The sequence below is a fragment of the Nocardia sp. NPDC057272 genome, assembly GCF_042668615.1.
GTDB lineage: Bacteria > Actinomycetota > Actinomycetes > Mycobacteriales > Mycobacteriaceae > Nocardia.
On sequence record NZ_JBHUYK010000006.1, the window covers coordinates 25,855 to 48,208 of the forward strand.

The window sequence follows — 22,354 nt, forward strand, 5'->3', positions numbered from 1 at the left end:
TCACGATCTACCAGCTTTTAACACCGCCGACCCGTCCTCGACCAGTGAGCTTCACAAACCCGGGTATTTCACAGCGCGAGCCCGCCACCTCGAAGGTGACGGGCTCGTCGCGGTACGCAGGCTTACTTGCCGAGTTTGCGCCGCTGAACACGCGTGCGGCGAAGCAGCTTACGGTGCTTCTTCTTCGACATACGCTTGCGGCGCTTCTTGATCACAGAACCCATAGGGTTTCCTCGCGTTCTCTCTACTCGGCATACACACGCGGTGTTCACGTGCGTCGTTTGGCGTCCGCGCCGCCGGGGCAACCGGACACCACGAACGGTGCCACCGGCAGGCGGACACGAACCAGTTGTCCATGCTACCGGGGCACCCGAGCAGCAACGAAACCGCCCTTGTACCTGGCCGGACTACGTCATCCGGCGTCGAAGTACGACGTCTCCAGGTAGTCGTGCACCGCCTTCGCGTGCACTCGGAACGAGCGTCCGACACGCACCGCGGGCAGTTCACCCGAGTGCACGAGCCGGTACACCGTCATTTTCGACACCCGCATGAGATCGGCGACTTCGGCGACGGTGAGAAACTGCGTGCCACCGCCGATCACCGTTTGCGGGGTGGCGCCGACCCGCGGCGCGGGCGAACCCGAACCACCGCCCGACGCCGATGGATTACTTGACATTCTGTTCGCAGACATCATGGCACCATTGACCTCCGGCACGCCCGCGCCGCCGGCTTCCCCACCAGCGGAACAGACACGCACGTGCTTCTACGAGCTTAGCGGGACCAGTGGGATTACTGCGACGGGTGTGAGAAATCGGTTTTCAAACCGGGTACCCGTTTGTCACTCGTTCGTTGCGCCCTGTTCGGCGGACCGCTGCTTGGCCGCGTGCAGGGCCTCGGTGAACGTCGAGCGCAGCGCACCACGTTCGAGTTCGCGCAGTGCCGCGGCGGTGGTACCACCGGGCGAGGTGACCGCGGCGCGGAGCTCGGCCGCGCTCTGCCCGGTTTCGTCCAGCAGCGCCGCCGAACCGATCATGGTCTGCACGACCAGTTCGCTGGCCACCTCGCGGGTGAGGCCGAGGCCGACGCCCGCATCGATCATCGCCTCGACGACCAGGAAGAAATACGCCGGTCCCGAACCGGATACCGCGGTGACCGCGTCCATCTGCGCCTCGGGCACCGTTACCACTTTGCCGACGGCTTCGAGCATCTCGCCGACCTGCTCGAGCTGCTCCGGCTTGGCGTAGCGACCGGGCGATTGCACACTCATACCCTGTCCGACCAGCATCGGCGTGTTCGGCATCACCCGCACCACCGGGAAACCGGCGGGCAGTTTCGACTCCAGCCGGGCGGTGGAGACACCGGCGGCCAGCGAGACGAGCACCTGATCGCGACCGTTGTCGAGGTCGGCCTTGGACAGATCGGTGAGCACCGAGTCGACCACCCCGGGCTTCACCGCGATCACCACGATGTCGGCGCCCTCGACGGCGTCGGCGACCGAACCGCTCACCCGCACCTTGAAGCGCTCGGCCAGCTGCGCGGCGCGCGCGGCGATCGGCTCGACCACGACCAGATCTTTGGTCGCCCGACCGGATTCGAGCAATCCGGCCACCAGCGCCTCACCGATCCGACCGCCACCGACCACCGCAATTCTCGTCATGAGGACAAGGTTAGTTGGCCCGGTGGCTTCAGCGTGCCGCCGGGATCAGCGCCAGCTGGCGACTCTGGGCGACGACTGCACCGGTCGAGTCGATGACCAGGTGGTCCTCGTCGAACATCCGCTCACCGACCTCACGGGCGGTCGCGATGACGCGCAGCCAGCCGGGCGCGGGGACGCGGCGCAGATACGTGGTCATCTGCACGGTCGGCGACCACCCGAAGTGGCCGAGGTTCATCGGCACCGGCGGGCTGATGTCGGCGGCCATCATCGCGAAGGCGGCGCGCGCCCGCGGATCGGCTTCGTCGCCGTCGAACGGGCGGATCCACAGCCGCAGCCGGGGCGGGCCGGTCTCGCCGCGCAGGAATTCACCCCAGGTCGGGTCGATCACCATGTGGGCGCCCTGGCTGACGTGCACGATCTTGCCCATCGGCGAATCGGCGGAGTAGCGGAACGCCTCGTCGACCGGCTCGGCGGGCATGTCGGTGTCGGGGCCGCTCCAGCGCGTCTCGGCGGAGTCGAGGTGGCCGAAGGTGAACGCGGTCCGGACGAGGGTGCGGCCGTTCTGGATCAGGTCCACGTCGGCCAGGCAGATCTGGCGGCCCTTCTTGCGGATGTGCACCGCGTATTCGACCTCACCCGGGTCGGGGGCGCCGAGGAAGTCGGTGCTGGCCGCGATGGGCGCCATCCGGGCGAGCGATTCGTCGGCCTCGGTGAGCCAGCGGGTCGCCGCGGCGGCGGTGGCCGCGACCATGGTGCCGCCGTGGACTTTGGGGCCGATGGTCCAGGTGGGCGCGATGACGCCGGCGTAGCGGCCGGTCTCGGCATCGGTGGTGGTGAGCTCGGTCAGGTCGAGGACCTGGCTGAACGGCGCGTCGGTCGCGAGTTCTCGCGTCATCGTCACTCCTGGTCGAGGGGCACACAGCAATTCGTACAGCGTACAAGCATGGTGGGGTTCGAAGTATTCCGCGCTGGGCCGGGGGCGGGATGCGAGCGGTGGTGACGCATCAGGGTGACCGAATCCGGATAGCTGAGAGCTGTGTGTGGAGCGCCGGCGCGCTCGAGCGGGGCCCCGGGTGCCTTCCGCTACGGCAGATCGGCGTGGCGAGGTTGGGGGTCAGGGGTCGCGCCGGTGAGGTGGCGGCGGGCGAAATCGAGGGTGCGCGCCAGCTGGGTGGAACGTTCGGCGGTGGTTCGCGCGTTCTGGGTATTGATCTCGGCGACCGCGTGGCCGCGAAAACCGGTGTGTATCAGGTGTTCACACAGTTGCGCGCAGGGCTGGGTGCCGTCGCCGGGCACCAGGTGCTCGTCGTGCGCGGCGCCGCGACCGTCGGCCAGGTGCAGGTGGACCAGGCCCTCGCCCATCCGGCGCGCCAGCTCGAGCGCGTCGGCGCCCGCGGTCGCGGTGTGTGAGAGGTCGAGGGTGTAGTGGTCGAAGCCGGTGTCGGTCGGATCGAAGGAAGGGCTGAACGCGCTCACCGCGCGGCCGGGACCCGCGCGCCGTTCCAGCCTGCGCACCGCGCCGTCGCGGAACAGGGTGTCGGCCCGCATCGGGAACATGTTCTCCACGGCCACCTTGACCGGGTGATGCGCCTCGAGCTCACCGACCTGATCGGCGAAACCCCGCGCGTAGCGGCGCTGCCAGCGAAACGGCGGGTGCACCACCACGGTGTCGGCGCCGAGCGCCTCCGCGGTCCGCACGCTGCGTTCCAGCTTGGCCACCGGGTCGGCGCCCCAGACCCGTTGGGAGATCAGCAGACACGGCGCGTGCACGGCCAGCACCGGGACGCCGTAGCGCTTCGCGTAGGACTGCACCGTCGCGATGTCCTGGCTGGCCGGCTCTGCCCAGACCATCAATTCCACACCGTCGTAACCCAATTCGGCGGCATAACGGAACGCCGCCTGCGTGTTCTCCGGATACACCGAGGCCGTCGACAGCCCGATCGCGATGTCCGCCCGTGCGTTCCCCACAGCCCACTCCCTGTATTCAGCTGGTACTGAGGAGAAAGGCTAGCGGTCCCAGCGTCACGAAGACGCCTACGACGACGGCGATCACGGTGCTGAAGATGTCGTCGGTGCGGCGCAGGATGCGAACCAGCGCCACCAGACCGAGGATCACGACCGTCGCCAGCGCCAGCGCCACCAACGCCATCGACTCCCACAAGGTCTCGAAACCCTTGAACAGCAACATTCCGGCGACCGCCGCGCCCGCGCTCTGCGCGCCCAGGATCATCCACTGGCGGCGGTTGGCGTTGTCGCCGTCGCCGCGCGCCATGCTCGATACGCGCGCGGCACGGCTGGCCACCGACCCGCCCGCCCGGTTACCCGACAACCTGCTCGCGGCCCGCGACTCGGCGACGCTGCCGGTCCTCGACTTGGCCCGGCTCGCCACCTTCGCCCTCGCCCGGTCGGCCAGGGTCACGGCGGCCGCCTTGGTCGCGGCGCGCCTGCTCGCCCTGGTCGGCTTGGGTTCGTAGTCGTCGTCGTAGTCGTCATCGTCGAAGGCCGCGTCGTCGTACTCGGATTCGGCGTAGTCGGCGTCGGAGTAGTCGTTGTCGACGTAATCGCGGTCGACGTAATCGGACTCGGCGTAGTCGTCGGTGTCCTCGTCGTCGACCTGATCGGCGCCGACCCGGTAGACCTCGGTGTGCGCGTCGGCGTCGGGACCCCGATCGGCGCGCTGGCGCAGCAGGTCCCCGGCCACCGACTGCCCGGACACCAGCGGCTGCTCCTGGCTGACCGGCGACCACGCGGCCGTCGGGAAACCACCGCTCTCCGGCGCGGGCGCGTTCTTGTCCGGACGATGCCTGCGCGCCGACCACGACGGCAACCCGCCGGACTTCGGCTCGCCCCGTCGGCGATCCAGCGAGGGGCGCTGATCCGCGCCACGGGCCGGCGGGGCGTCGGTGCCCGGCGCGAGGTTGTAGGCCTGGGTGGCATCGGCGCCCGGCGGCGGAAATCCGTTGAAGGCTTGCGCCGCGTCGACACGACCCGGCGCGGGCTGCCCGTTCAGCCCGGGGGCGCCGTTACGCCCCGCCCCGTTGAAACCTCGCGCGGGCTCGGCGCCCGGCCGCCCGTTGACCGGCTGACCGTCGAAAGACTCGCCCGGTCGCCCGTTGAAGCCCGACGCGGGCCTGCCGTCGAAAGACTCGCCCGGCCGGCCGTTGAAGCCCGGCCCTGGCCGGCTGTCGAAGGACCCGGTGCCCCGATGCTCGTCGAAGCCCGATCCGGCCTGATTGTCGAAACCGGGCCCGATGTCGGGGAGCGCGTCCAATCCACGCGACTGCCCCGGTCTGCCCATGAATGCCTGTGGCGCGTCGATGCCCGCCTCGTAGAGCGGCGCGTCGAACGACGGGCGGCCCGGCGCCGGGCTCGCCTCGATGGCCTCTTCCGCGGCTTCGGCGGCTCGCCTGCGCGCGGCCCGGCCACCGGTGACCGGCGGCGGTTTCGGCGGCTCGGCGTACGGGGCGGCCTCGGGCTCATCCGGGCGATGCCGTCTGCCCCCGCCGACGGCGGGCAGCGCACCGGAACCGAACATCTCGGCGATACCGGGATCGACCGGCTGCGTGGGACCGCCGGGAACACCGAGGCGACCCGGACCGCGGCCTCCCCCACGAGAACCAGCATCGCGCGCCTCGGCACGGAACGGCCCGAACGGATCGGACGACGGTCGCGGTTCGGCGAGTCCGAGTGGATCGCGCGGATCGGGCGCGGAGTACCCCGCATCGGGGTCGAATCGGGTGATCGGGCCCGACATCGGCGAGAAGGCCGGTTCGGCCGGACCGGGCGGCGGGTAGGGCGCGGGCTGGTAACTCGCGGGCGGTTCGTAGCTCGGCGCGGGCTCGGGGGCGTAGGTCGGCGCCGGGACATAAGCGGGCGGGGGTTCCGGCGCGGGCGGCGCGGGCGCGGCGTGCGAGTTCGGCTTGACCGCCGCGTTCTCGCCGGTCAGATCGTTGACCGAGAGTCCGCGCCCGCTGCGCCGTCGTCGTCCACCGCCACCGGAGGAAGCGGGCGCGGCCCCCTGCGCGGCGTTGCGCGCCAGCAGCTCAGCCACCGATAGCTGTTTAGAATCCTCGCTACTCATGCCGACTCCACTTCCGCGACCGGCGTGACCGGCGGCACCGCGGCCGGTCCACCTCCGTTGGGCTCGGAGTCCAGTTTGCGCAAGATGAGGCCTTCGCGCAGCGCCCATGGGCAGATTTCGATGCTGTCGAGCGATAACGCCCGCATACTCGCCTCCGCGACCAATGCGCCGGCCACCAATTGCTGGGACCGATCCGAACTCACGCCTTCCAGTTCCGCGCGGTCCGACGCGGTCATCCGGGAGATGAACGCGATCAGCTGGCGCAGACCGGAGCTGGTCAGTGTACGTCGCACCCGCGGACCGGCCGCCGAGGGTGCCGCGCCGGTCAGCCGGGCCAGCGAACGGAATGTCTTCGAGGTGCCCACGGCCAGGTCTGGCCTGCCCGCGTCGATCATCGTCTTGGACGGGACGACCAGTTCGGCGTCGAGCCAGTCGCGCAGGACCGCGATCTTGCGCTTGCCCGGCGGGTCGTCGCGCAGCCACTCCCTGGTGAGCCTGCCCGCGCCGAGTTGCAGCGACAGCGCCACATCCGGTTCCTCGTCGCCGCCGTTGGACAGCTCCAGCGAACCGCCGCCGATATCGAGATTGATGATCCGGCCCGCGCTCCAGCCGAACCAGCGGCGCACCGCGAGGAACGTCAGCCTGGCCTCGTCGTCGCCGGAGAGCACCTGCAGATCGACACCGGTCATCGCCCGGACGCGGGCGAGCACTTCCTCGGAATTGGTCGCCTCGCGCAGGGCAGAGGTGGCGAAGGGCATCAGCTCCACGCACTTGGAATTGCGTGCCAGATCAGCGAATTCGAGGATGGTCGCGATCAGCCGCGCCTCGCCCTCCTCGGTGATCCGGCCCACCGAATCCATGCTCTCGGACAGGCGCAACGCCGACTTCGTCGAGCTCATCGGCATCGGGTGGCCACCACGATGGGCGTCCACCACGAGCAGGTGGACGGTATTGCTTCCGACATCGAGAACACCAAGCCGCACACGAATACGGTACTTGGTGATCCGGTACAGCAGGCCAGGCGACTGAACTGTTAGCGTCACGAGTTGTGACCGAAGGCGCATCTGGCACCGCGGAGACCGGGCTCCGACCTGGGCGGAAGATCGACCCGACCCCGGAAGTCGAGCTCGACTTTCCACGGGAGTGGATCGAGTTCACCGATCCAGCAAACGACGAGCACCAGATCGTCGCCGATCTGACGTGGCTGCTGTCGCGCTGGACGTGCGTGTTCGGCACGCCTGCCTGCCAGGGCATCATCGCCGAACGCCCCGACGACGGCTGCTGCTCCCACGGCGCTTTCCTGGCCGACAAGGACGATCGCAAGCGCCTCAACGGTGCTGTGAAGATGCTCACACCCGATGACTGGCAGCTGATGGGTGAGGCCACCGAGAACGGCAAGGTCGTCAAGAAGGGTTACCTCGAACTCGACGAACTCGAGGACGAACCCGCCCTGCGCACCCGCCGCTTCGACGGCGCCTGCATCTTCCTCAACCGTCCCGGCTTCGCGGCGGGCCCCGGCTGCGCGCTGCACATCATGGCGGTGCGCAAGGGCATCGAACCCCTGGAAGTGAAGCCCGACGTGTGCTGGCAGCTACCGATCCGGCGCACCCAGGACTGGGTGGAACGCCCGGACGGCGAGCAGATCCTGCGCACCGTGGTCACCGAATACGACCGGCGCGGCTGGGGACCCGGCGGCCTGGATCTGGATTGGTACTGCAGCGGCTCTCCCGACGCCCACGTCGGCGCGAAGCCGGTCTGGCAGTCCTACGGCCCGGAACTGCGTGAGCTGCTCGGTGCGCCCGCCTACGACGAACTCGCCAAACACTGCCGTCGGCGCGAGGGCCTCGGCCTGGTCGCGGTGCATCCGGCGACGGTCGAAGCCGAGCGGATGAACCCCGAACCTCACAGATCGAATCACGCGGAGTGAAAGCCTCGTAACCATTCGGTTCATCTGTAGGTCGTGCATCCGTCACCGAACTCGGGTTGGATAGCTGTTCATGTCCAAGAAAGCGATCTACGCAGCGACCCTCGCGATCGGCGCGACCCTCTCCATGACCGGCCTGGCCAATGCCGAACCGAACGGTGATCCGGCCGCGTACGCGGACTTCACGGCCGACTTCGTGAACTACAACGACCCGGCCGCGATCGACGCCGCCAAGAACGGCAAATACATCATCATCAGCACGCAGGGCACCTCCTCGCCCATCGGCTGCCGCGGCAACGGCGCCGACGTGCCGATCTACGACTGCAAGCAGTTCGACGGCGTGGAAGTGGTCGCCCTGAAGAAGATCGACACCCCCCTCGGCACCGCATGGAGCGTGTTGTAAAAGTCCTCCCGCTCGTCAACGAACGAAAGGTCCCGTCGGAAATCCGACGGGACCTTTTCATTGAGCCCTGGTCTGGCGAGTACATGGGTAACTCACCGGGTACGAGCGAACGCGGCGAGCACCCTTACCGCAGCCGCACACACGTGTCTCCCCGCGCCTGGATCTGGCTGGAGTCGCGGGGAGGCGGTCAAGCTTCGAGCTTGTAGCCGAGTCCTCGCACAGTCACCAGGTGTTCCGGCTTGGCCGGGTCTGCCTCGATCTTCGAGCGCAGTCGCTTGACGTGCACGTCGAGGGTCTTGGTGTCGCCCACATAGTCGGCGCCCCAAACCCGGTCGATCAGCTGGCCGCGGGTCAGTACGCGGCCGGAGTTGCGGAGCAGATACTCGAGGAGGTCGAACTCCTTGAGCGGCAGGGTGACCTGGCCACCGTTGACGTGCACGGTGTGGCGGTCCACGTCCATCCGCACCGGTCCGGCCTCGAGGACGCCGTTCTCGCTACCGGAGTCGAGCTCGTCACCGGCGCCGCGGCGCAGCACCGCCCGGATCCGGGCGATCAGCTCGCGGGCCGAGTACGGCTTGGTGACGTAGTCGTCGGCGCCGAGTTCCAGCCCGACGACCTTGTCGATCTCGCTGTCGCGGGCGGTCACCATGATCACCGGCACGCCGCTGCGCGTGCGCAGCTGCTTGCACACGTCGGTGCCGCTCATGCCGGGCAGCATCAGGTCCAGTAGCACGATATCGGCGCCGGAGCGGTCGAATTCGGCCAGCGCGGACGGGCCGTCGCCGACGACGGTGACGTCGAAGCCTTCCTTGCGAAGCAGGAACGCCAGCGGCTCGGCCAGCGAATCCTCGTCTTCGACGATCAACACACTCGTCATCTGCGTGCCTCCACACCGTTCGTTCGTCCCGCGAGAGTGCGCGGGACGGTGGTTTCTCTCGTGGTGGACTCCGGCGTCTGTTCCGCGTCCTCGTCCCCATCGGTTTCCAGATGGGCGGGGATGCGCAGCGTGAACGTCGAGCCGGTGCCCAGTTTGCTCCACAGGGTGATTTCGCCGTTGTGGTTGGCCGCCACGTGTTTCACGATGGCCAAGCCGAGCCCGGTGCCGCCGGTCGAGCGGGAGCGGGCCTTGTCGGAGCGGAAGAACCGCTCGAACACCCGTTCCTGGTCTTCCTTGGCGATCCCGATGCCTCGATCGGTGACCGCCATCGCGACATGATCGCCGCGCAGCGACCGGCTCACCGACACATGCGAACCCTGTGGTGAATACGCGATCGCATTCTCCACCAGATTCGACAGCGCGGTCACCAGCAACGTTTCGTCGCCGAGCACTTCCAGCCCGCTGGGCCGGTCGGTGCTGACGGTGATGCCCGCGGCCTCGGCGGCGGTGCGCGAGCGGTCGACCGCCTGCTGCACCACCGTGTCGACGTCGACCACGGCCAGATCGGGCAGTTTCTCGGCGCCCTGCAATCGCGACAGCGCGATCAGCTCGGTCACCATCTTGCCCAGGCGCCGGGATTCGCCCAGTACGCGGGAGCCGAAGTGCCGCACGGCCTCGGGATCGTCGGCCGATTCCAGCATGGCCTCGGCCAGCAAGCTCATCGCGCCGACGGGGGTCTTGAGTTCATGGCTGACGTTGGCGACGAAATCGCGCCGCGTCGCCTCCATGCGGGCCTGCTCGGAATCGTCGTCGGCGAACAGCACGACGAAGCTGGTTTCCTCGCGGGAGAGTTTGCGGGCCACACCACGCACGGCGATCCGGCCGCGGCCGGGTAGCGGGTTCTTGGCGGTGAGGTCGTATTCGGCGGATTCGCCGGTCGCGAGGACCTTCTCCACCGCGGCCCACGCGCGTTCGTCGAGCAACCGGTTGCGGACCAGCCCGAGTTCCTCGGCGCGCGGATTCACCAGCACCACATCGCGGTATTCGTCCACCACGGCGATGCCGGACTCGGAGGCGAGCACGATCAGGTCGAGCACCTGCGACATCGTCAGCCCGGTGTCTTCCTGGGTACGGGCGGCCTGCCTGGCATTGACGAACGGGATCAGCAGGCCACCGACTGCCAGCCCGACGACAGCCGCGAGGACTGCCAACAGCACGGCCTGCGGAACACTCACAAGATTGATCGTACGAGTGCGGAGCGACATAACGTCGGCGGGTCGACGAAGTTTCGCGCAGGTCACAGGCACTTGGCATGGCGTTCTTTTGCCGTTCACCCAGCAGGCACCTGGACCTTCGCCGGGCGTGTCAGCCGGGCGGTTCGCCGTACATCGCGGTGGTCACCGCGGGCCCGTGCCGGTCGACCCATGCGCCGAGCGCATAAATCGGAACGAGCAGATCGCGGCCGGCTTCGGTGAGTTCGTACTCCACTCGCGGTGGCGCTTCGGCATACCGCCGCCTGCGTACGAGCGTCATCCGCTCCATCCGCCGCAACGTCTGGGTCAACATCTTCTGGCTGACCCCACCGGCCCCCGTCAGAAGTTCGCTGTGACGTTGCGGACCATCGCGCAACAGGTACACCACCACCGGCAGCCACGAGTTCGCGAACAGGTCCACCGCCATGCGCGCGGGACAGTCGGCCTCGTAGTCACCGTAGGGCGGGTATTGCACCGGTTCAGCGGCGGTCATGGGTACCAGCGTGCCACCGCCGATAGGCACCCGCGGGTGCCTATCGGCCTTTCTAGCGTCGGTGTGGTCGATGCCACCGGGCTCGACACTGGCGACTCACGGGAGTTCTCATGCGTATCGGAATCATCGGCGCGGGCGCGATGGCGTCCGCGTTGGGCGGCGGCTGGGCCACGGCGGGCCACGAGGTGCGGATCGGGGCCCGCTCGGCCGACTCGGCGCGGGCACTCGCGTCCGAGGTCGACGCGATCGGTGGCGCGGGATCGGATGCCGACCGGGCGAGCAGGCCTGTGGTCGACGTGCGACCGGCGACGATCAGCGCGGCGATCGCCTTCGCCGAGGTAGTGCTGTTCGCGGTACCCGTGAGCGCGCTCACCGAACTGCTCACCACGCACGGCGCCGAGCTGGCCGGAAAGATCGTCATCGACTGCACCAACGCGTTCCTGCCCGACGAATCGGCGCCCGACGGCGTCACCGCGTTCGTCCTGAGCGAGGACGCGGTGGCCGAACGCATCGCCGCGGCAGCGCCGAAAGCCCATGTGGTCAAGGCCTTCAACCTCCTCGCCGCCGAGGTGTGGGCGGGCGCCGACCGGGTCTTCGACGGTGTGCGGTTGGCCGTCCCGATCTGCGGCGACGACGCGGCGGCGGTCCAGACAGTGGCCCGGCTCGCCGAAGACCTTGCTCTGCGACCGTTCACCGCGGGCGGCCTGCATCGCGCCAGATATCTGGAGGCGACCTCGGTCTTCACCGTCGGCCTCTGGTTCGCCGGCCTCGATGCCCGCGCGATGTTGCCTCCACTGTCGGCGGCCTTCGCAGTCGCCGACGCCTGACACGGGTCGCCGGGACGTTCAGGCGGCGATCCCCAGCCCCAGCGCCACAGCGACCGGCGCCAGGTACAGCACCGGGAACGCGACCGTCTTGTACGACCGCGCCCGCAGCACCGTCACCACCGCACCCGCGAAGTACAGGATCAGCCCGATCGCGGCGAGAACCCCGATCACCGGCACGAACAGGCCGATCAGCAGCCCGATCGATCCGAGGGCCTTGGCGATGCCCAGCGGTGTCCACCAGGTCTGCGGCACGCCGTATTCCACCAGCGGCTCCACCACGAAGGGGGCCCGGCGCAGCAGTGAGAACGCCGAGAACCCCACCCACAGTGCGGCGACGACAGTAACGATGACGTAGGCGGTGAACATGTGCGTAACTCCTTCGGCAACCGCGTGTTTCGCGGTATCTACCGAGGTGACGACACAGCCGGTACGAGTGTGACATCACCAGAAAGAACCGGCCCCACACCTTTCGAAGGTGCGGGGCCGGTTTCCGGCAAGGAGTTACTTACCGCCCTGATTGGCGACGGCGGCGGCGCCGGCAGCGGCGGCGGCGGGGTCGAGGTACTCGGCGGCCTTCACCGGACGCATGTTCTCGTCCAGTTCGTAGACCAGCGGAATGCCGGTGGGGATGTTCAAACCGGAGATGTCCTCATCAGAGATGCCGTCGAGGTGCTTGACCAGCGCGCGCAGCGAGTTGCCGTGTGCGGCGACCAGCACGGTCTTGCCGGTCAGCAGCTCCTTGGAGATGGTGTCCTCCCAGTACGGGACCATCCGCTTGACGACATCGAGCAGGCACTCGGTCTTGGGGACCTCGATGCCCGCGTAGCGCGGGTCGCCTTCCTGGCTGTACTCGTTGTCGGGCTGGATCGGCGGCGGCGGGGTGTCGTAGCTGCGGCGCCACAGCATGAACTGCTCCTGGCCGTACTGCTCGCGGACCTGTTCCTTGTTCTTGCCCTGCAGATCGCCGTAGTGGCGCTCGTTGAGGCGCCAGTCGCGCACGACCGGGATCCACAGCCGGTCGGCGGTGCCGAGCGCGTTGTCAGCGGTGCTGATCGCGCGGCGCAGCAGCGAGGTGTAGACGACATCGGGCAGGATGCCTGCTTCTTTGAGCAGCTCCCCGGCCCGCTTGCCCTCGGCGATGCCCTTGTCGGTGAGTTGGACGTCCACCCAACCGGTGAAGAGGTTGAGGGCATTCCATTCGCTCTCGCCGTGGCGCAGCAGCACGAGGGTGTAGGTCATAGGGGTCATTCTGACATTGCGGTGATGTCAGGCCCACTCCACCTCGTCGAAGCCGATGACGATCTCGTACGGCCCGCCCTTGACCAGCGCGTCGACCTGTAATCGTGACGCCACCGAGTCGACTTCGCGCACTACGGCGCACACTCCTTGGAACGGACCCTCCGGAATATGGACGACATCGCCCGGCACGTAGTCGGCAGCCACCTCATGGAGGCTACGCCCGCCGGTGACCAGGCCGAACGAACGCGCCGGGCGCATTGCCTGCCGGACCGAAGAGTCCTCACATCGCCTCAATCCGCGGCGGCCTCGACCGCTAGCACTCCCGCACCGACCAGCGTGGCTCCTTCGCTCAACGTCGACAGTTCCACCGACAGTTCCTCGACGAACTCGAGCCGCGCGTGCCGGGCGACGGCAGCGCGCAACGGTCCCCACAGCGGCTCGCCCGAATGCGCGAAACCGCCGCTGATCACCACCCGATCCACATCCAGTAGCGCGGCAGCCGACGAGATCGCCTGACCGAGAGCGGTTCCCGCACGCGCCATGGCGGCGAGCGCGATCGGGTCACCGCGATGCGCGGCCTCGGCGAGCTCCATCCCGCTCTCCCCTGCCCAGCCACGCTCCCGCGCCCAGCGCACCGACGACAGCCCGCTCGCCACCGCCTCGACGCACCCGAATCCCCCACAGGGACAAGCGGTGTCATCCCCGGGCACCACGATATGCCCGATGTGACCGGCGTTTCCCGTGCGCCCCACCACAACCCGGCCGTCGGCGATAATCCCCCCACCGACACCTGAGGACACCGTCATGGCCAGGCCGTTGTCCACCCCGCGCAACCCGCCCACCCGATGCTCGGCCAGCACCAGACAGGCGCCGTCGATGGCCAACCGCACCACCGCGTTCGGGAACAGCGCGCGCACGTGGTCGACGATCGCGAACCCGCCGCGCCACGCCGCAAGGTTCAACGGCCTGATCATTCCCGCGGGCACGTCGACCGGCCCCGCCGCTCCGATCCCGACCGCGCTCACCTCGTTGTCACCTGCCACAGCGACCAGAAGGTCTCGACATGCCGCCCATGGATCGTCGGAGGCAGCGGGGGCCTGACGCACCCCGTGTAGCCGGTAGTGCGGGTCCACAACTCCCGCAGCGAATTTCGTTGCCCCGATATCGAGCGCAAGCACCGCCATCACCACTCCTACCTCCCGTGCCGGGCCGCGTCGCCGCACACCTCGCCCGCACCCGATGTGAGTCATCACAACATGTGGCACGCGACACTTTGACTACTGGTCGGTACAAATCACAGGTTTTCGTTAGATACTTCGACACGGGTCGGGTCGTCTCGTTGGGCAGCACTACTGTTGATGAAGGAAAGCTGTGTCGAAAATCGCTGTATTGGTGTTGAGTCTGCTATCGGTAGGCTTGTTCGCCGCACCCGCGGGGGCGAACCCGCTGTATCCGACGCCTGATCCGGATCCGTTCTTCACCGCACCTGCCGACATCGCCGCGCTGGCACCCGGCGACGTCGTGCGCACGCGCCACATCGACACCTGGATGTACCCCGGCACCGAGGGCCACCAGGTCGCGTTCCGCTCCACCAATTCGGCGGGCAACGCGATCATGGGCATCACCACCGTGCTCATGCCGGTCGGCGTGAAGAACCCGCCGCTGGTGTCGTACCAGGCGCTGATCAACTCGATCGGCACCCGCTGCAACCCGTCGCAGTCGCTGTTCAACGGCGAGCTGCAGGACGCGCCCGGCGCCATGCTGCCGTTGGCGCGTGGCTGGGCGATCTCGGTGCCCGACTACCTCGGCCCGACGGTGGCCTACGGTGCGGCCAAGCTCAGCGGCATGGTCACCCTCGACAGTGTGCGCGCGGTGCAGAAGGTCGCCGAGCTGGGCGTCGGTAACTCGCCGGTCGCGATCGCCGGCTACTCGGGCGGCGGCATGGCCACCGCGTGGGCGGGCGCGTTGCAGCCCACGTACGCACCGGAGCTGAAGCTCGCGGCCGTGGTGTCCGGCGGTATCCCCGCCGATCTCGAACTGATGGCCGACGCACTGGGTTTCCAGCCGCACCCCGGCTTCGGTCTCGCCTTCGCCGCCGCGATGGGCATCGAGCGCGAGTACCCCGAGCAGGTGCCGGTGTCGGACCAGCTCAACGAGAACGGCCTGTGGTTCCGTGAATTCACCAAGGACGCGTGCCGTCGCTTCCTGCTGTTCCACGGCGCCCTGCGCAACGCCGAGCAGATGGCGGCGTCCAAGGAGCTGATGGGCAGCCAGGTGGCCCGTGGGGTGCTGCGCGAGAACAGCCTCGTGCACTTCCAGGGCGCGCCGACCGCACCCACCTACATCTGGCAGGGCAAGTACGACATCCTCACCCCGTACGCCCCGGTCGCCGAGACCATCGCCCGCTGGTGTGGTCAGGGTGCCCCGGTCCAGCTGAACACGGTCGAGATCTCCGAGCACATGACCGCCGCCGTGGCGGGTTTCCCCGACGCGTGGAACTACGTCGAGGCCCGCTTCCGCAACGAACCGGTCCCGACGAACTGCTGAGCTGAAACACGATGCCGGACAGGAACTTTCCTGTCCGGCATCGCTGTGTTCTCAGACCTTGTCGGCGTCGTCGATGATGTGCTCGAAGGCGCGCAGGTTCTTCAGCGACTCACCGCGCGAGACCCGCCACTTCCATTCCTTGCGAATGGATTCGGCGAACCCGAGCTCGAGCAGGATGTTGAAGTCGTTGTCGACCGCTTCGAGGATCTGACCGAAGATCCGGTCGAGTTCGTCGGCGGTGACCGACTCGGCGGACATGCGGCCCACCAGGTAGATGTCGCCGACATTGTCGAGGGTGTAGGCCACGCCGTAGAGGCGGCGGTTGCGGCGCAGCAGGTATTTGTAGACGCCTTCGAAGTTCTCGTCGGGTTTGCGGCACACGAACGATTCGATGCGGACACCGTGCTTGCCGACGGTCAGCATCACCGTGGTCTTCAGCTTGCGCTCGCCGGGCAGCACCACGATGAAGGTGTCGTCACCGTGGCGGGTGTACTCGATCTCGCGATCGCGCAGCGTGTCGTCGATAACCTGCGAAACGGCGCTCACCTGCGCACTCCCGTCCGGCGCCGCAACAGCGCCCGCGATCTGGCCTGCCTGGTCTCGCCCGCGTGCAGGGCGATGGGACCGCGTTCGGTGCGGAATCCGGCCATCGCGGCAGCGTAGCTGTCGAGCAGGCCGTCGGCGGTGTGCGCCCAGGAGAACCTGCCGGCGTGCTCCACGGCGGTGGCGCCCATGCGGGTGAGCCGGTCGGGATCGTCGAGCAGGGCGGCCAGCGCGTCGGCCCAGTCGGGGGTGCGATGCCCCGGCACGAGCAAGCCGGATTCGTGGTTGCGGACCGCGGTGCCGAGACCGCCGACGTCGGCGGCGAGGACGGGGGTACCGCTGGCCTGCGCCTCGATGGCGACCAGGCCGAAGGATTCGTTGTAGCTGGGCACGGCCACCACATCGGCCGCGCGATACACCTGCACGAGCTTGTCGGCGGGCTGCGGCGGCAGGAACGTGACCCGTTCGGCGATGCCGAGGTCGGCGGCCAGTTCGATCAGCGCGTCGGGCCTGGCCAGTCCGGTGCCGGACGGTCCGCCCACGATCAGCACGCGCAACTTGCGGCTCGGATCTCGGCTCAGGAGTTCGGCGGCCGCGCGCACGAGGACATCGGGGGCCTTGAGCGGCTGGATCCGGCCGATGAACGCGACGATCTGCTCGTCGGCGCGCAACCCGAGCTCGGTGCGCGCGGCGAGCTTGTCACCGGGCCGGTAGCGGGTCAGGTCGGCGCCGGGCGGCACCACGTCGATGCGGTCGGGCGAGGCGCCGTAGAGCTCGACGAGCTGACGGGCTTCGTCACCGGTGTTGGCCACCAGCCGGTCGGACTCGGCGATCACCTGCTTCTCACCGATTACCCTGGTCTCGGGTTCGGGAGTATCGCCCTCGGCCAGCGCGGCGTTCTTCACCGCGGCCAGGGTGTGCGCGGTGTGCACCAGCGGCACCCGCCAGCGGTCGCGTGCCAGCCACCCCACCTGGCCGGACAGCCAGTAGTGCGAATGCACCAGGTCGTAGTGGCCCGGCAGATGCCGCGCTTCCTGGCGCAGTACCTCGGCGGTGAACGGACACAGCTGGGTGGGCAGCTCGTGCTTGTCGAGTCCCTCGAACGGGCCCGCGACCACGTGGCGCACGATCACGCCGGGTGCGGCTTCGGCCACCGGCGGCAGCTCCGAGGAGGTCGCCCGGGTGAAGATCTCCACCTCGGTGCCCCGTTTGGCCAGCTCGAGCGCGGTTTGCAGCACGTAGACATTCATCCCGCCCGCGTCCCCCGTACCGGGCTGCGCCAGCGGCGAGGTATGCACCGACAGCACCGCGATGCGATGGGGCAAAAGATCGGGACGACGCTGGCTCACACCCTCCAGTGTGCACGCCGCGACGCCGCCACCGTTGCCCCTACCGGGTTCGGTGACGGCTGTCACAGCGTGTTCGTGAGTGAGTTCACGTCCTCGTCGTGGTCGAGCCTGCCCGATCCGCGGTCCGCGCGCGAGCGGATTTCGGCCCTCGCGTTCGGCCGTCACGAGCGGTGCAGCGCCGCCTCGAACACGGGCCACGATTTGTGCATGTCCTGCTCCCAGTAGCCCCACGAGTGAGTGCCGTTGGGGCGCATGTCCACCGTCGCGGGAATGCCGAGTGTCTGCAGTCGATCGCGCAGCTGCTGGGTGCACAGATTCGTGACGGCTTCGAGCCCGGCGCCGAACAGCAGCTGCATGGTCAGCTGCGCCGGGTCGCCCTGGGCGGCGGTGATGGTGTCGTACGGCCCGGGAATGCCGGTGCCGGAGGAGATGTAGACGTCGGTGCCGCGCAACGCTTCCGCGTGCAGGTAGGGGTCGTTGGCCGACCACGCGGGATCGGTGGGTGGGCCCCACATATTCGCCGCGTTGCCGAGCCTGCTGCCCACCACCGTCCGCACGATCGCCTGTCCGCGTGGATCACTCGTGCGCACGCACCCGCTGTAGGACCCGATCGCCCGGTACAGGCCGGGTTCGGCGAGCGCGAGCTGGAACACCGAGGTGCCCGCCATCGACAGTCCCGCGATGGCGTTGGCGCCGGTGCCGCCGAACTCCGCGTCGATCACGGGCGGTAGTTCCCTGGTGAGGAAGGTGGTCCAGCGCTGCTTGCCGAGCACCGGGTCGTCGGTTCGCCAGTCGGCGAAATAGCTTCCGGCCCCGCCGAACGGGATCACCACATTGACCTGTTTGTCCTTGAAGAACTCGACGACATCGGTGCGATCGAGCCAGTTGCCGTCGGCGCCTCCGCCGACCCCGTTGAGTAGATACAGCGTCGGCGCGGGCGCTTTCGGATCCGCGGCCCGCAACACCCGCACCCGGGTGACGATGTCCATCGCCGGTGAGTACACGCCCACATCGATGGTGCGATCGGGTTCGACCCGCTGATCCTCGATACGTGCCGCCCCCGGTTCGGCACCCGCGGGCACCCCGGCCACGACACCGGCCAACAAGCCCAGCACGGCCACTGCGACCCGTACGCCCACTGCCCGACCAAACATCATCGAACTCCGATCTCGACGCCGAATCCTCTTCTCCACATACGATCCAACGACATTCCAGAACGCTACACACGAATTCAGCGGAAGTCTGTGACGATTCCCAGAAGATTTTCCTGAATTCTGGACGTTCGATCCGATTGGTTAGCGAGAACAATCACAGGCCGATCACATCAGCGCGGCAGACCAATCACGCCGATCACTCTACCTGCGCAGGAGCCCGAATCGCCCGGCACGACCGGCGCTCCCGCCGACAGATATCGCCTGCGCGAATAGACCGACCGGACCTTTTCATTCGAGGCCGCGAATTGCGAAACATGACGCAACATGTCTGCAAACTTATTCGCATCACCGGAATCGGCGGTGAAGTCCGCACCGAAAACCGCAGGCAGGTCACGTCGGTACCGGCCGCCGCCGCGACCGGCGCGCGGGAACGTTCAGCCGACGCGCAGGGCCGCGGCGAACAGCGGCCAGGAGTGACGAAGATCCTCGCGCCAGTAGCCCCAGGAGTGAGTTCCGTTGGGGCGCAGGTCGACTGTGGCGGGGATGGCCAGGTCGTGGAAGCGGGTGGCGAGCTGCTGGGTGCACAGCGCGGTGACCGCGTCGAGCGCGCCGCCGATGATCAGCTGGTCGACGAGCTTCATCGAATCACCGTGTAGCCCCGGCCCGTCGACAGTGTCGAGCACACCGGGAAGACCGGTACCGGAGGAGACGTAGATCGCCAGGCCGCGCAGGCGCTCGGCGTGCAGGAAGGGGTCGTTGGCGGCCCAGAGCGGGTCGCCGGGTTGTCCCCACATGTTCACAGGGTCACCGTTCTGGCCGGAGACGACGGTGTTGACGATGGCATGACCCTGCGGACCGCTGGTGGAGACGCAGCCGCTGTAGGAACCGACCGCCTTGTACAGCGCGGGCGCGGCGAGCGCCAGCTGGAAGGCGGCGGTGCCCGCCATCGACACGCCCGCAACGGCATTGGCTCCGGTGCCGTGGAACTCACGGTCGATGACGCGGGGCAGCTCGCGAGTGAGGAAGGTGGTCCAGCGCTGACGGCCGAGGACGGGGTCGTCGGCCTGCCAGTCGGCGTAGTAGCTGCCCGCGCCGCCGATCGGCATCACGATGGTGACCTGCTTGCCGGCGAAGAAGGTGTCGGCGTCGGTGCGGGTGAGCCAGTTGCCGCCGTCGCGCCAGTCACCGGACGGGCCGACGCCGCCGTCGACGCCGTTGAGCAGATACAGGACGGGCGCGGTCGCCGAACGGTCGGCCGCGGGCAGCACCGCGACGGTCACCGGTTTCGCCATGGCGGCGGAGTGCACCACCAGCTCGACGACGCAGCCGGGACCGGGCTCGACGGAAATCAGCCGCGCGGCGTCGGTGGCCGGACTCGCTCCGGCGACCGGGGCGGCGCACACCATGACTGCCACGAGAGCCGGCACACATCGCGTCAAGACGCTCATGCGCCACCTCCATGCCCGGCCGTGGGACATGGCCGTCGAGCTTCAGAGTAGGTCGGCCTCACCTGCCCCGGACATGTTTCTGAAACATTGTCGATTCAGAGCAGGTGCGGGCTGCCGAGCTCACTCCAGAGCGTCGACAAACGCGCTGACCTCGGCGAGGAAGCGTGGCCGGTCCTCGATGAACAGCCCGTGCAGAGCGCCTTCCCAGAAGGAACCGCGAGCGTCAGGGGCATTGTCGAGGATGTACTGACCATTGGCCGCCGGGACCACCGGGTCATCGGTGCCGTGCAGCACCAGAACCGGAACATCCAGGGCGCGCAGGGTTTCGGTGTTGTCGATCGTGCGGTAGAACAGCGCCTTGCGCACCGAGGGCGGGGTCGCCAGACTGCCGCCGAACAACCGCTGCGCGTCGACGCCCTTGTCCGCGCCGGGCCCGGTATTGGCATTGCCGAACACCGAGAACGCCCGCACCGCCCGCCCGGCGGCCTCGTCGAACACGCCCGGAATCGCCTTCTCCATCGACGGCCCCGGTGCCGCACCGGGCACATCGCGCCCGATATGGGCGGGCGCGCCGCAATAGACGACACCGGCGACAGCCGAGGTGCCGTAGGTGGCGAGGTAGTCGGTGGCGACGATCCCACCATAGGACCAGCCCAGCAGCACCGCACCGGCGTCGACACCCTCGGCGGCCAGCACCGCGGCCACATCGCCCGCCCACGCCTTGGGGTCGTCGTAACCGGCGCCGGGGTCGTCGGAGTACCCGTGACCGCGCAGATCGACCGCGATCACCCGATAGCGCTCGGCCAGCTCGTCCGCGGCCGCCCCCCAGCACCGCAGATTCCCGGCCCACCCGTGCAGCAGCACCAGCGGCCTACCGGTACCGATCACCCGGTAGACGATCCTCGTTCCATCGGCACTGACAGCATCGCGAATAGCCATACCGACAGGTTAATCGGCGCGGTCACGAAGGATTCCCCAGCCGCGCACGGCCGCGGCGAACGCCTGACATCACCGTGATCGGAGCCATGGCGGCTGGGAATCCCGGGCGAATAAGATCGGCAAACATGAGCATTCGCACCGCTGTCGTCACCGGGGCCAGCTCGGGAATCGGTGAAGCCACCGCCCGGGAACTGGCGAAACAGGGTTATCACGTCTACGTCGGTGCCCGCCGGTTCGACCGCGTGCAGCGCCTCGCCGAGGAGATCGGCGGCACCGCCATCGAACTCGACGTCACCTCCGAGGAATCGGTGCGCGCGTTCACCGACGCCATCGACCACGTCGACGTGCTGGTCAACAACGCCGGCGGCGCGAAGGGCATGGCCGCGGTCATCGACGCCGACCTCGACGACTGGCGCTGGATGTGGGAGACCAACGTCGTGGGCACCCTGCGCGTCACCAAGGCGCTGCTCCCCAAGCTGATCGCGTCCGGCGACGGCCTGATCGTCACCATCACCTCCATCGCCGCCCTGCACACCTACGACAACGGCTCCGGTTACACCTCCGCCAAGCACGCCCAGGCCGTCGCTCACCGCACCCTGCGCGGTGAGCTGCTCGGCAAGCCGGTCCGCCTCACCGAGATCGCCCCCGGCGCCGTGGAAACCGAGTTCTCCCTGGTCCGCTTCGACGGCGACGCCGACCGCGCCGCCAAGGTCTACGAGGGCATCGATCCCCTGCACGCCCAGGACATCGCCGAAATCGTCGGCTTCGTGGCCACCCGCCCTCCCCACGTCAACCTCGACACCATCGTCGTCAAACCCCGAGACCAAGCAGGCCCCGGCTCCTTCGCCCGCCGCTCCTGAGTACGTTTCCCCAGTTCGGCACCACTTACTCCCCTCAAACGTGAGACTCGACACCTGGACTCGTCGGGTTCGCCGCCCGGCCCGTCGCACGACGCGACGAGCCGGGCGGTCAATCCGCGCGCGGGACAGGCGAATCCGGCGCGACAGCCGTTCGAGTGGCGAGAGTGGGCGTGGGAATTGATACTGGGAGCGGGCGGTTCGATCGTTGCTGCGAATTCGCCGCGATACCCGAACTGGCATTAACATCGCCGTTTGCCGTTAGCCAGCCCCTAGGAGTAGAAGTTCGATGCTCGGTATGAAGTCTGTTTTCAGTGGGTTCAAAGATTTCCTGATGCGCGGGAACGTCATCGACCTCGCGGTCGCGGTCGTGATGGGTACCGCGTTCACCGCGGTGGTCACCTCGTTCAGCAAGGGACTCATCAACCCGCTGCTCGCGGTGTTCGGCTCGACCAACGAACTGGGCCTCGGCGTCCAGCTGATCGCCGACAAGCCGGCGACGTTCATCGCGCTCGGCCCGATCATCACCGCGTTCATCGACTTCTTCATGGTCGCCGCGGTGCTGTACTTCGTGCTGATGCTCCCGATGAAGTCGCTGAAGAACAAGTTCGGCACCACCAAGGATGCCGAGCCCACCGAGACCGAACTGCTCATCGAGATCCGCGACCTGCTGGCCAAGCAGCAGGGCCTGAGCACCGACCAGGCCGTCGCGCTGAGCAAGGAACGCGCCAGCGAGTCCGTCGAGGCGTAGTCGCCTCCGATT

At 68.2% G+C, this 22,354-nt stretch carries 25 protein-coding genes; 6 read left to right on the top strand and 19 right to left on the bottom strand.

Features of this window, described 5'->3' with window-relative positions; all coding sequences use genetic code 11:
• Nucleotides 1–122 precede the first annotated feature (122 nt).
• The 7 genes from ACFULV_RS11140 to ACFULV_RS11170 all read right to left on the bottom strand — a co-directional run bounded on the left by ACFULV_RS11140 (nucleotide 123) and on the right by ACFULV_RS11170 (nucleotide 6,721).
• Nucleotides 123–224, bottom strand: coding sequence for a 30S ribosomal protein bS22 (locus tag ACFULV_RS11140; protein ID WP_003402602.1), 102 nt, complete (start codon nucleotides 222–224; stop codon nucleotides 123–125).
• 188 nt (nucleotides 225–412) lie between these two features.
• Entirely contained in the window at nucleotides 413–694 is a 282-nt protein-coding gene (locus ACFULV_RS11145; protein WP_228537168.1) for a helix-turn-helix domain-containing protein, read from the bottom strand.
• A 144-nt stretch (nucleotides 695–838) separates the two neighbouring features.
• Nucleotides 839–1,657, bottom strand: coding sequence for a pyrroline-5-carboxylate reductase (gene proC, locus ACFULV_RS11150; protein WP_378634139.1), 819 nt, complete (start codon nucleotides 1,655–1,657; stop codon nucleotides 839–841).
• Between the two features lie 28 nt (nucleotides 1,658–1,685).
• Nucleotides 1,686–2,552: a thioesterase family protein gene (locus ACFULV_RS11155; protein WP_378655535.1), complete on the bottom strand. Its 867-nt coding sequence runs from the start codon at nucleotides 2,550–2,552 to the stop codon at nucleotides 1,686–1,688.
• Nucleotides 2,553–2,740: 188 nt separating this feature from the next.
• A complete protein-coding gene (locus ACFULV_RS11160; protein WP_378634133.1) occupies nucleotides 2,741–3,625 on the bottom strand; it encodes a sugar phosphate isomerase/epimerase family protein in 885 nt (294 codons plus the stop codon).
• 16 nt (nucleotides 3,626–3,641) lie between these two features.
• Entirely contained in the window at nucleotides 3,642–5,708 is a 2,067-nt protein-coding gene (locus ACFULV_RS11165; RefSeq protein ID WP_378655537.1) for a hypothetical protein, read from the bottom strand.
• 26 nt (nucleotides 5,709–5,734) lie between these two features.
• On the bottom strand, nucleotides 5,735–6,721 hold the full coding sequence (locus tag ACFULV_RS11170) for a hypothetical protein (RefSeq protein ID WP_378634128.1): 987 nt from the start codon (nucleotides 6,719–6,721) through the stop codon (nucleotides 5,735–5,737).
• Nucleotides 6,722–6,786: 65 nt separating this feature from the next.
• On the opposite strand from ACFULV_RS11170, the gene ACFULV_RS11175 reads away from it, so the two are divergent.
• The gene (locus ACFULV_RS11175) at nucleotides 6,787–7,665 is read left to right on the top strand and encodes a hypothetical protein (RefSeq protein WP_378634125.1); all 879 of its coding nucleotides are present in this window, start codon (nucleotides 6,787–6,789) and stop codon (nucleotides 7,663–7,665) included.
• Between the two features lie 70 nt (nucleotides 7,666–7,735).
• Nucleotides 7,736–8,065, top strand: a complete 330-nt coding sequence (locus ACFULV_RS11180; protein WP_378655538.1) for a hypothetical protein — start codon at nucleotides 7,736–7,738, stop codon at nucleotides 8,063–8,065.
• 187 nt (nucleotides 8,066–8,252) lie between these two features.
• On the opposite strand, the gene ACFULV_RS11185 is transcribed toward ACFULV_RS11180, so the two are convergent.
• From ACFULV_RS11185 to ACFULV_RS11195, 3 genes are all read right to left on the bottom strand, one after another.
• Nucleotides 8,253–8,942, bottom strand: a complete 690-nt coding sequence (locus ACFULV_RS11185) for a response regulator transcription factor (protein WP_056814516.1) — start codon at nucleotides 8,940–8,942, stop codon at nucleotides 8,253–8,255.
• On the bottom strand, nucleotides 8,939–10,177 hold the full coding sequence (locus tag ACFULV_RS11190) for a cell wall metabolism sensor histidine kinase WalK (protein ID WP_056816211.1): 1,239 nt from the start codon (nucleotides 10,175–10,177) through the stop codon (nucleotides 8,939–8,941). Before ACFULV_RS11190 ends, ACFULV_RS11185 begins: the two co-directional genes overlap by 4 nt.
• Nucleotides 10,178–10,307: 130 nt before the next feature.
• Nucleotides 10,308–10,688: a winged helix-turn-helix transcriptional regulator gene (locus ACFULV_RS11195; protein WP_378655540.1), complete on the bottom strand. Its 381-nt coding sequence runs from the start codon at nucleotides 10,686–10,688 to the stop codon at nucleotides 10,308–10,310.
• A gap of 110 nt (nucleotides 10,689–10,798) precedes the next feature.
• Between ACFULV_RS11195 and ACFULV_RS11200 the strand changes: the two genes are divergently transcribed.
• Entirely contained in the window at nucleotides 10,799–11,515 is a 717-nt protein-coding gene (locus ACFULV_RS11200; protein WP_378655543.1) for an NADPH-dependent F420 reductase, read from the top strand.
• Between the two features lie 18 nt (nucleotides 11,516–11,533).
• On the opposite strand, the gene ACFULV_RS11205 is transcribed toward ACFULV_RS11200, so the two are convergent.
• The 4 genes from ACFULV_RS11205 to ACFULV_RS11220 form a co-directional block, all read right to left on the bottom strand.
• A complete protein-coding gene (locus tag ACFULV_RS11205; RefSeq protein WP_378634114.1) occupies nucleotides 11,534–11,881 on the bottom strand; it encodes a DoxX family protein in 348 nt (115 codons plus the stop codon).
• A 135-nt stretch (nucleotides 11,882–12,016) separates the two neighbouring features.
• Nucleotides 12,017–12,754 carry a phosphoglyceromutase gene (locus tag ACFULV_RS11210; RefSeq protein ID WP_378655545.1) on the bottom strand — a complete coding sequence of 246 codons (738 nt, stop codon included), beginning with the start codon at nucleotides 12,752–12,754 and terminating at the stop codon, nucleotides 12,017–12,019.
• Nucleotides 12,755–12,781: 27 nt separating this feature from the next.
• Complete coding sequence (locus ACFULV_RS11215) at nucleotides 12,782–12,958, bottom strand: hypothetical protein (protein ID WP_170112119.1); 177 nt, start codon at nucleotides 12,956–12,958, stop codon at nucleotides 12,782–12,784.
• An 86-nt stretch (nucleotides 12,959–13,044) separates the two neighbouring features.
• A complete protein-coding gene (locus ACFULV_RS11220; protein WP_378655548.1) occupies nucleotides 13,045–13,938 on the bottom strand; it encodes an ROK family protein in 894 nt (297 codons plus the stop codon).
• A 187-nt stretch (nucleotides 13,939–14,125) separates the two neighbouring features.
• Between ACFULV_RS11220 and ACFULV_RS11225 the strand changes: the two genes are divergently transcribed.
• Nucleotides 14,126–15,301, top strand: coding sequence for a lipase family protein (locus ACFULV_RS11225; RefSeq protein WP_378634106.1), 1,176 nt, complete (start codon nucleotides 14,126–14,128; stop codon nucleotides 15,299–15,301).
• A 51-nt stretch (nucleotides 15,302–15,352) separates the two neighbouring features.
• Here ACFULV_RS11225 and ACFULV_RS11230 read toward each other — a convergent pair whose 3' ends face one another.
• The 5 genes from ACFULV_RS11230 to ACFULV_RS11250 form a co-directional block, all read right to left on the bottom strand.
• The gene (locus ACFULV_RS11230; RefSeq protein ID WP_378634103.1) at nucleotides 15,353–15,847 is read right to left on the bottom strand and encodes a YbjN domain-containing protein; all 495 of its coding nucleotides are present in this window, start codon (nucleotides 15,845–15,847) and stop codon (nucleotides 15,353–15,355) included.
• The gene (gene mshA / locus ACFULV_RS11235; protein ID WP_378634495.1) at nucleotides 15,844–17,202 is read right to left on the bottom strand and encodes a D-inositol-3-phosphate glycosyltransferase; all 1,359 of its coding nucleotides are present in this window, start codon (nucleotides 17,200–17,202) and stop codon (nucleotides 15,844–15,846) included. Before mshA ends, ACFULV_RS11230 begins: the two co-directional genes overlap by 4 nt.
• 152 nt (nucleotides 17,203–17,354) lie before the next feature.
• Nucleotides 17,355–18,350, bottom strand: a complete 996-nt coding sequence (locus tag ACFULV_RS11240) for an alpha/beta hydrolase (protein WP_378655550.1) — start codon at nucleotides 18,348–18,350, stop codon at nucleotides 17,355–17,357.
• A 431-nt stretch (nucleotides 18,351–18,781) separates the two neighbouring features.
• Nucleotides 18,782–19,795 carry an alpha/beta hydrolase gene (locus tag ACFULV_RS11245; RefSeq protein ID WP_378655553.1) on the bottom strand — a complete coding sequence of 338 codons (1,014 nt, stop codon included), beginning with the start codon at nucleotides 19,793–19,795 and terminating at the stop codon, nucleotides 18,782–18,784.
• 120 nt (nucleotides 19,796–19,915) lie between these two features.
• Complete coding sequence (locus ACFULV_RS11250) at nucleotides 19,916–20,734, bottom strand: alpha/beta fold hydrolase (protein WP_378634094.1); 819 nt, start codon at nucleotides 20,732–20,734, stop codon at nucleotides 19,916–19,918.
• Between the two features lie 125 nt (nucleotides 20,735–20,859).
• Between ACFULV_RS11250 and ACFULV_RS11255 the strand changes: the two genes are divergently transcribed.
• Together ACFULV_RS11255 and mscL are read left to right on the top strand one after the other, a co-directional pair.
• Nucleotides 20,860–21,594 carry an SDR family NAD(P)-dependent oxidoreductase gene (locus ACFULV_RS11255; protein WP_378634091.1) on the top strand — a complete coding sequence of 245 codons (735 nt, stop codon included), beginning with the start codon at nucleotides 20,860–20,862 and terminating at the stop codon, nucleotides 21,592–21,594.
• A gap of 295 nt (nucleotides 21,595–21,889) precedes the next feature.
• Nucleotides 21,890–22,342: a large conductance mechanosensitive channel protein MscL gene (mscL, locus tag ACFULV_RS11260; RefSeq protein ID WP_378634088.1), complete on the top strand. Its 453-nt coding sequence runs from the start codon at nucleotides 21,890–21,892 to the stop codon at nucleotides 22,340–22,342.
• The last annotated feature ends 12 nt before the right edge of the window (nucleotides 22,343–22,354 follow it).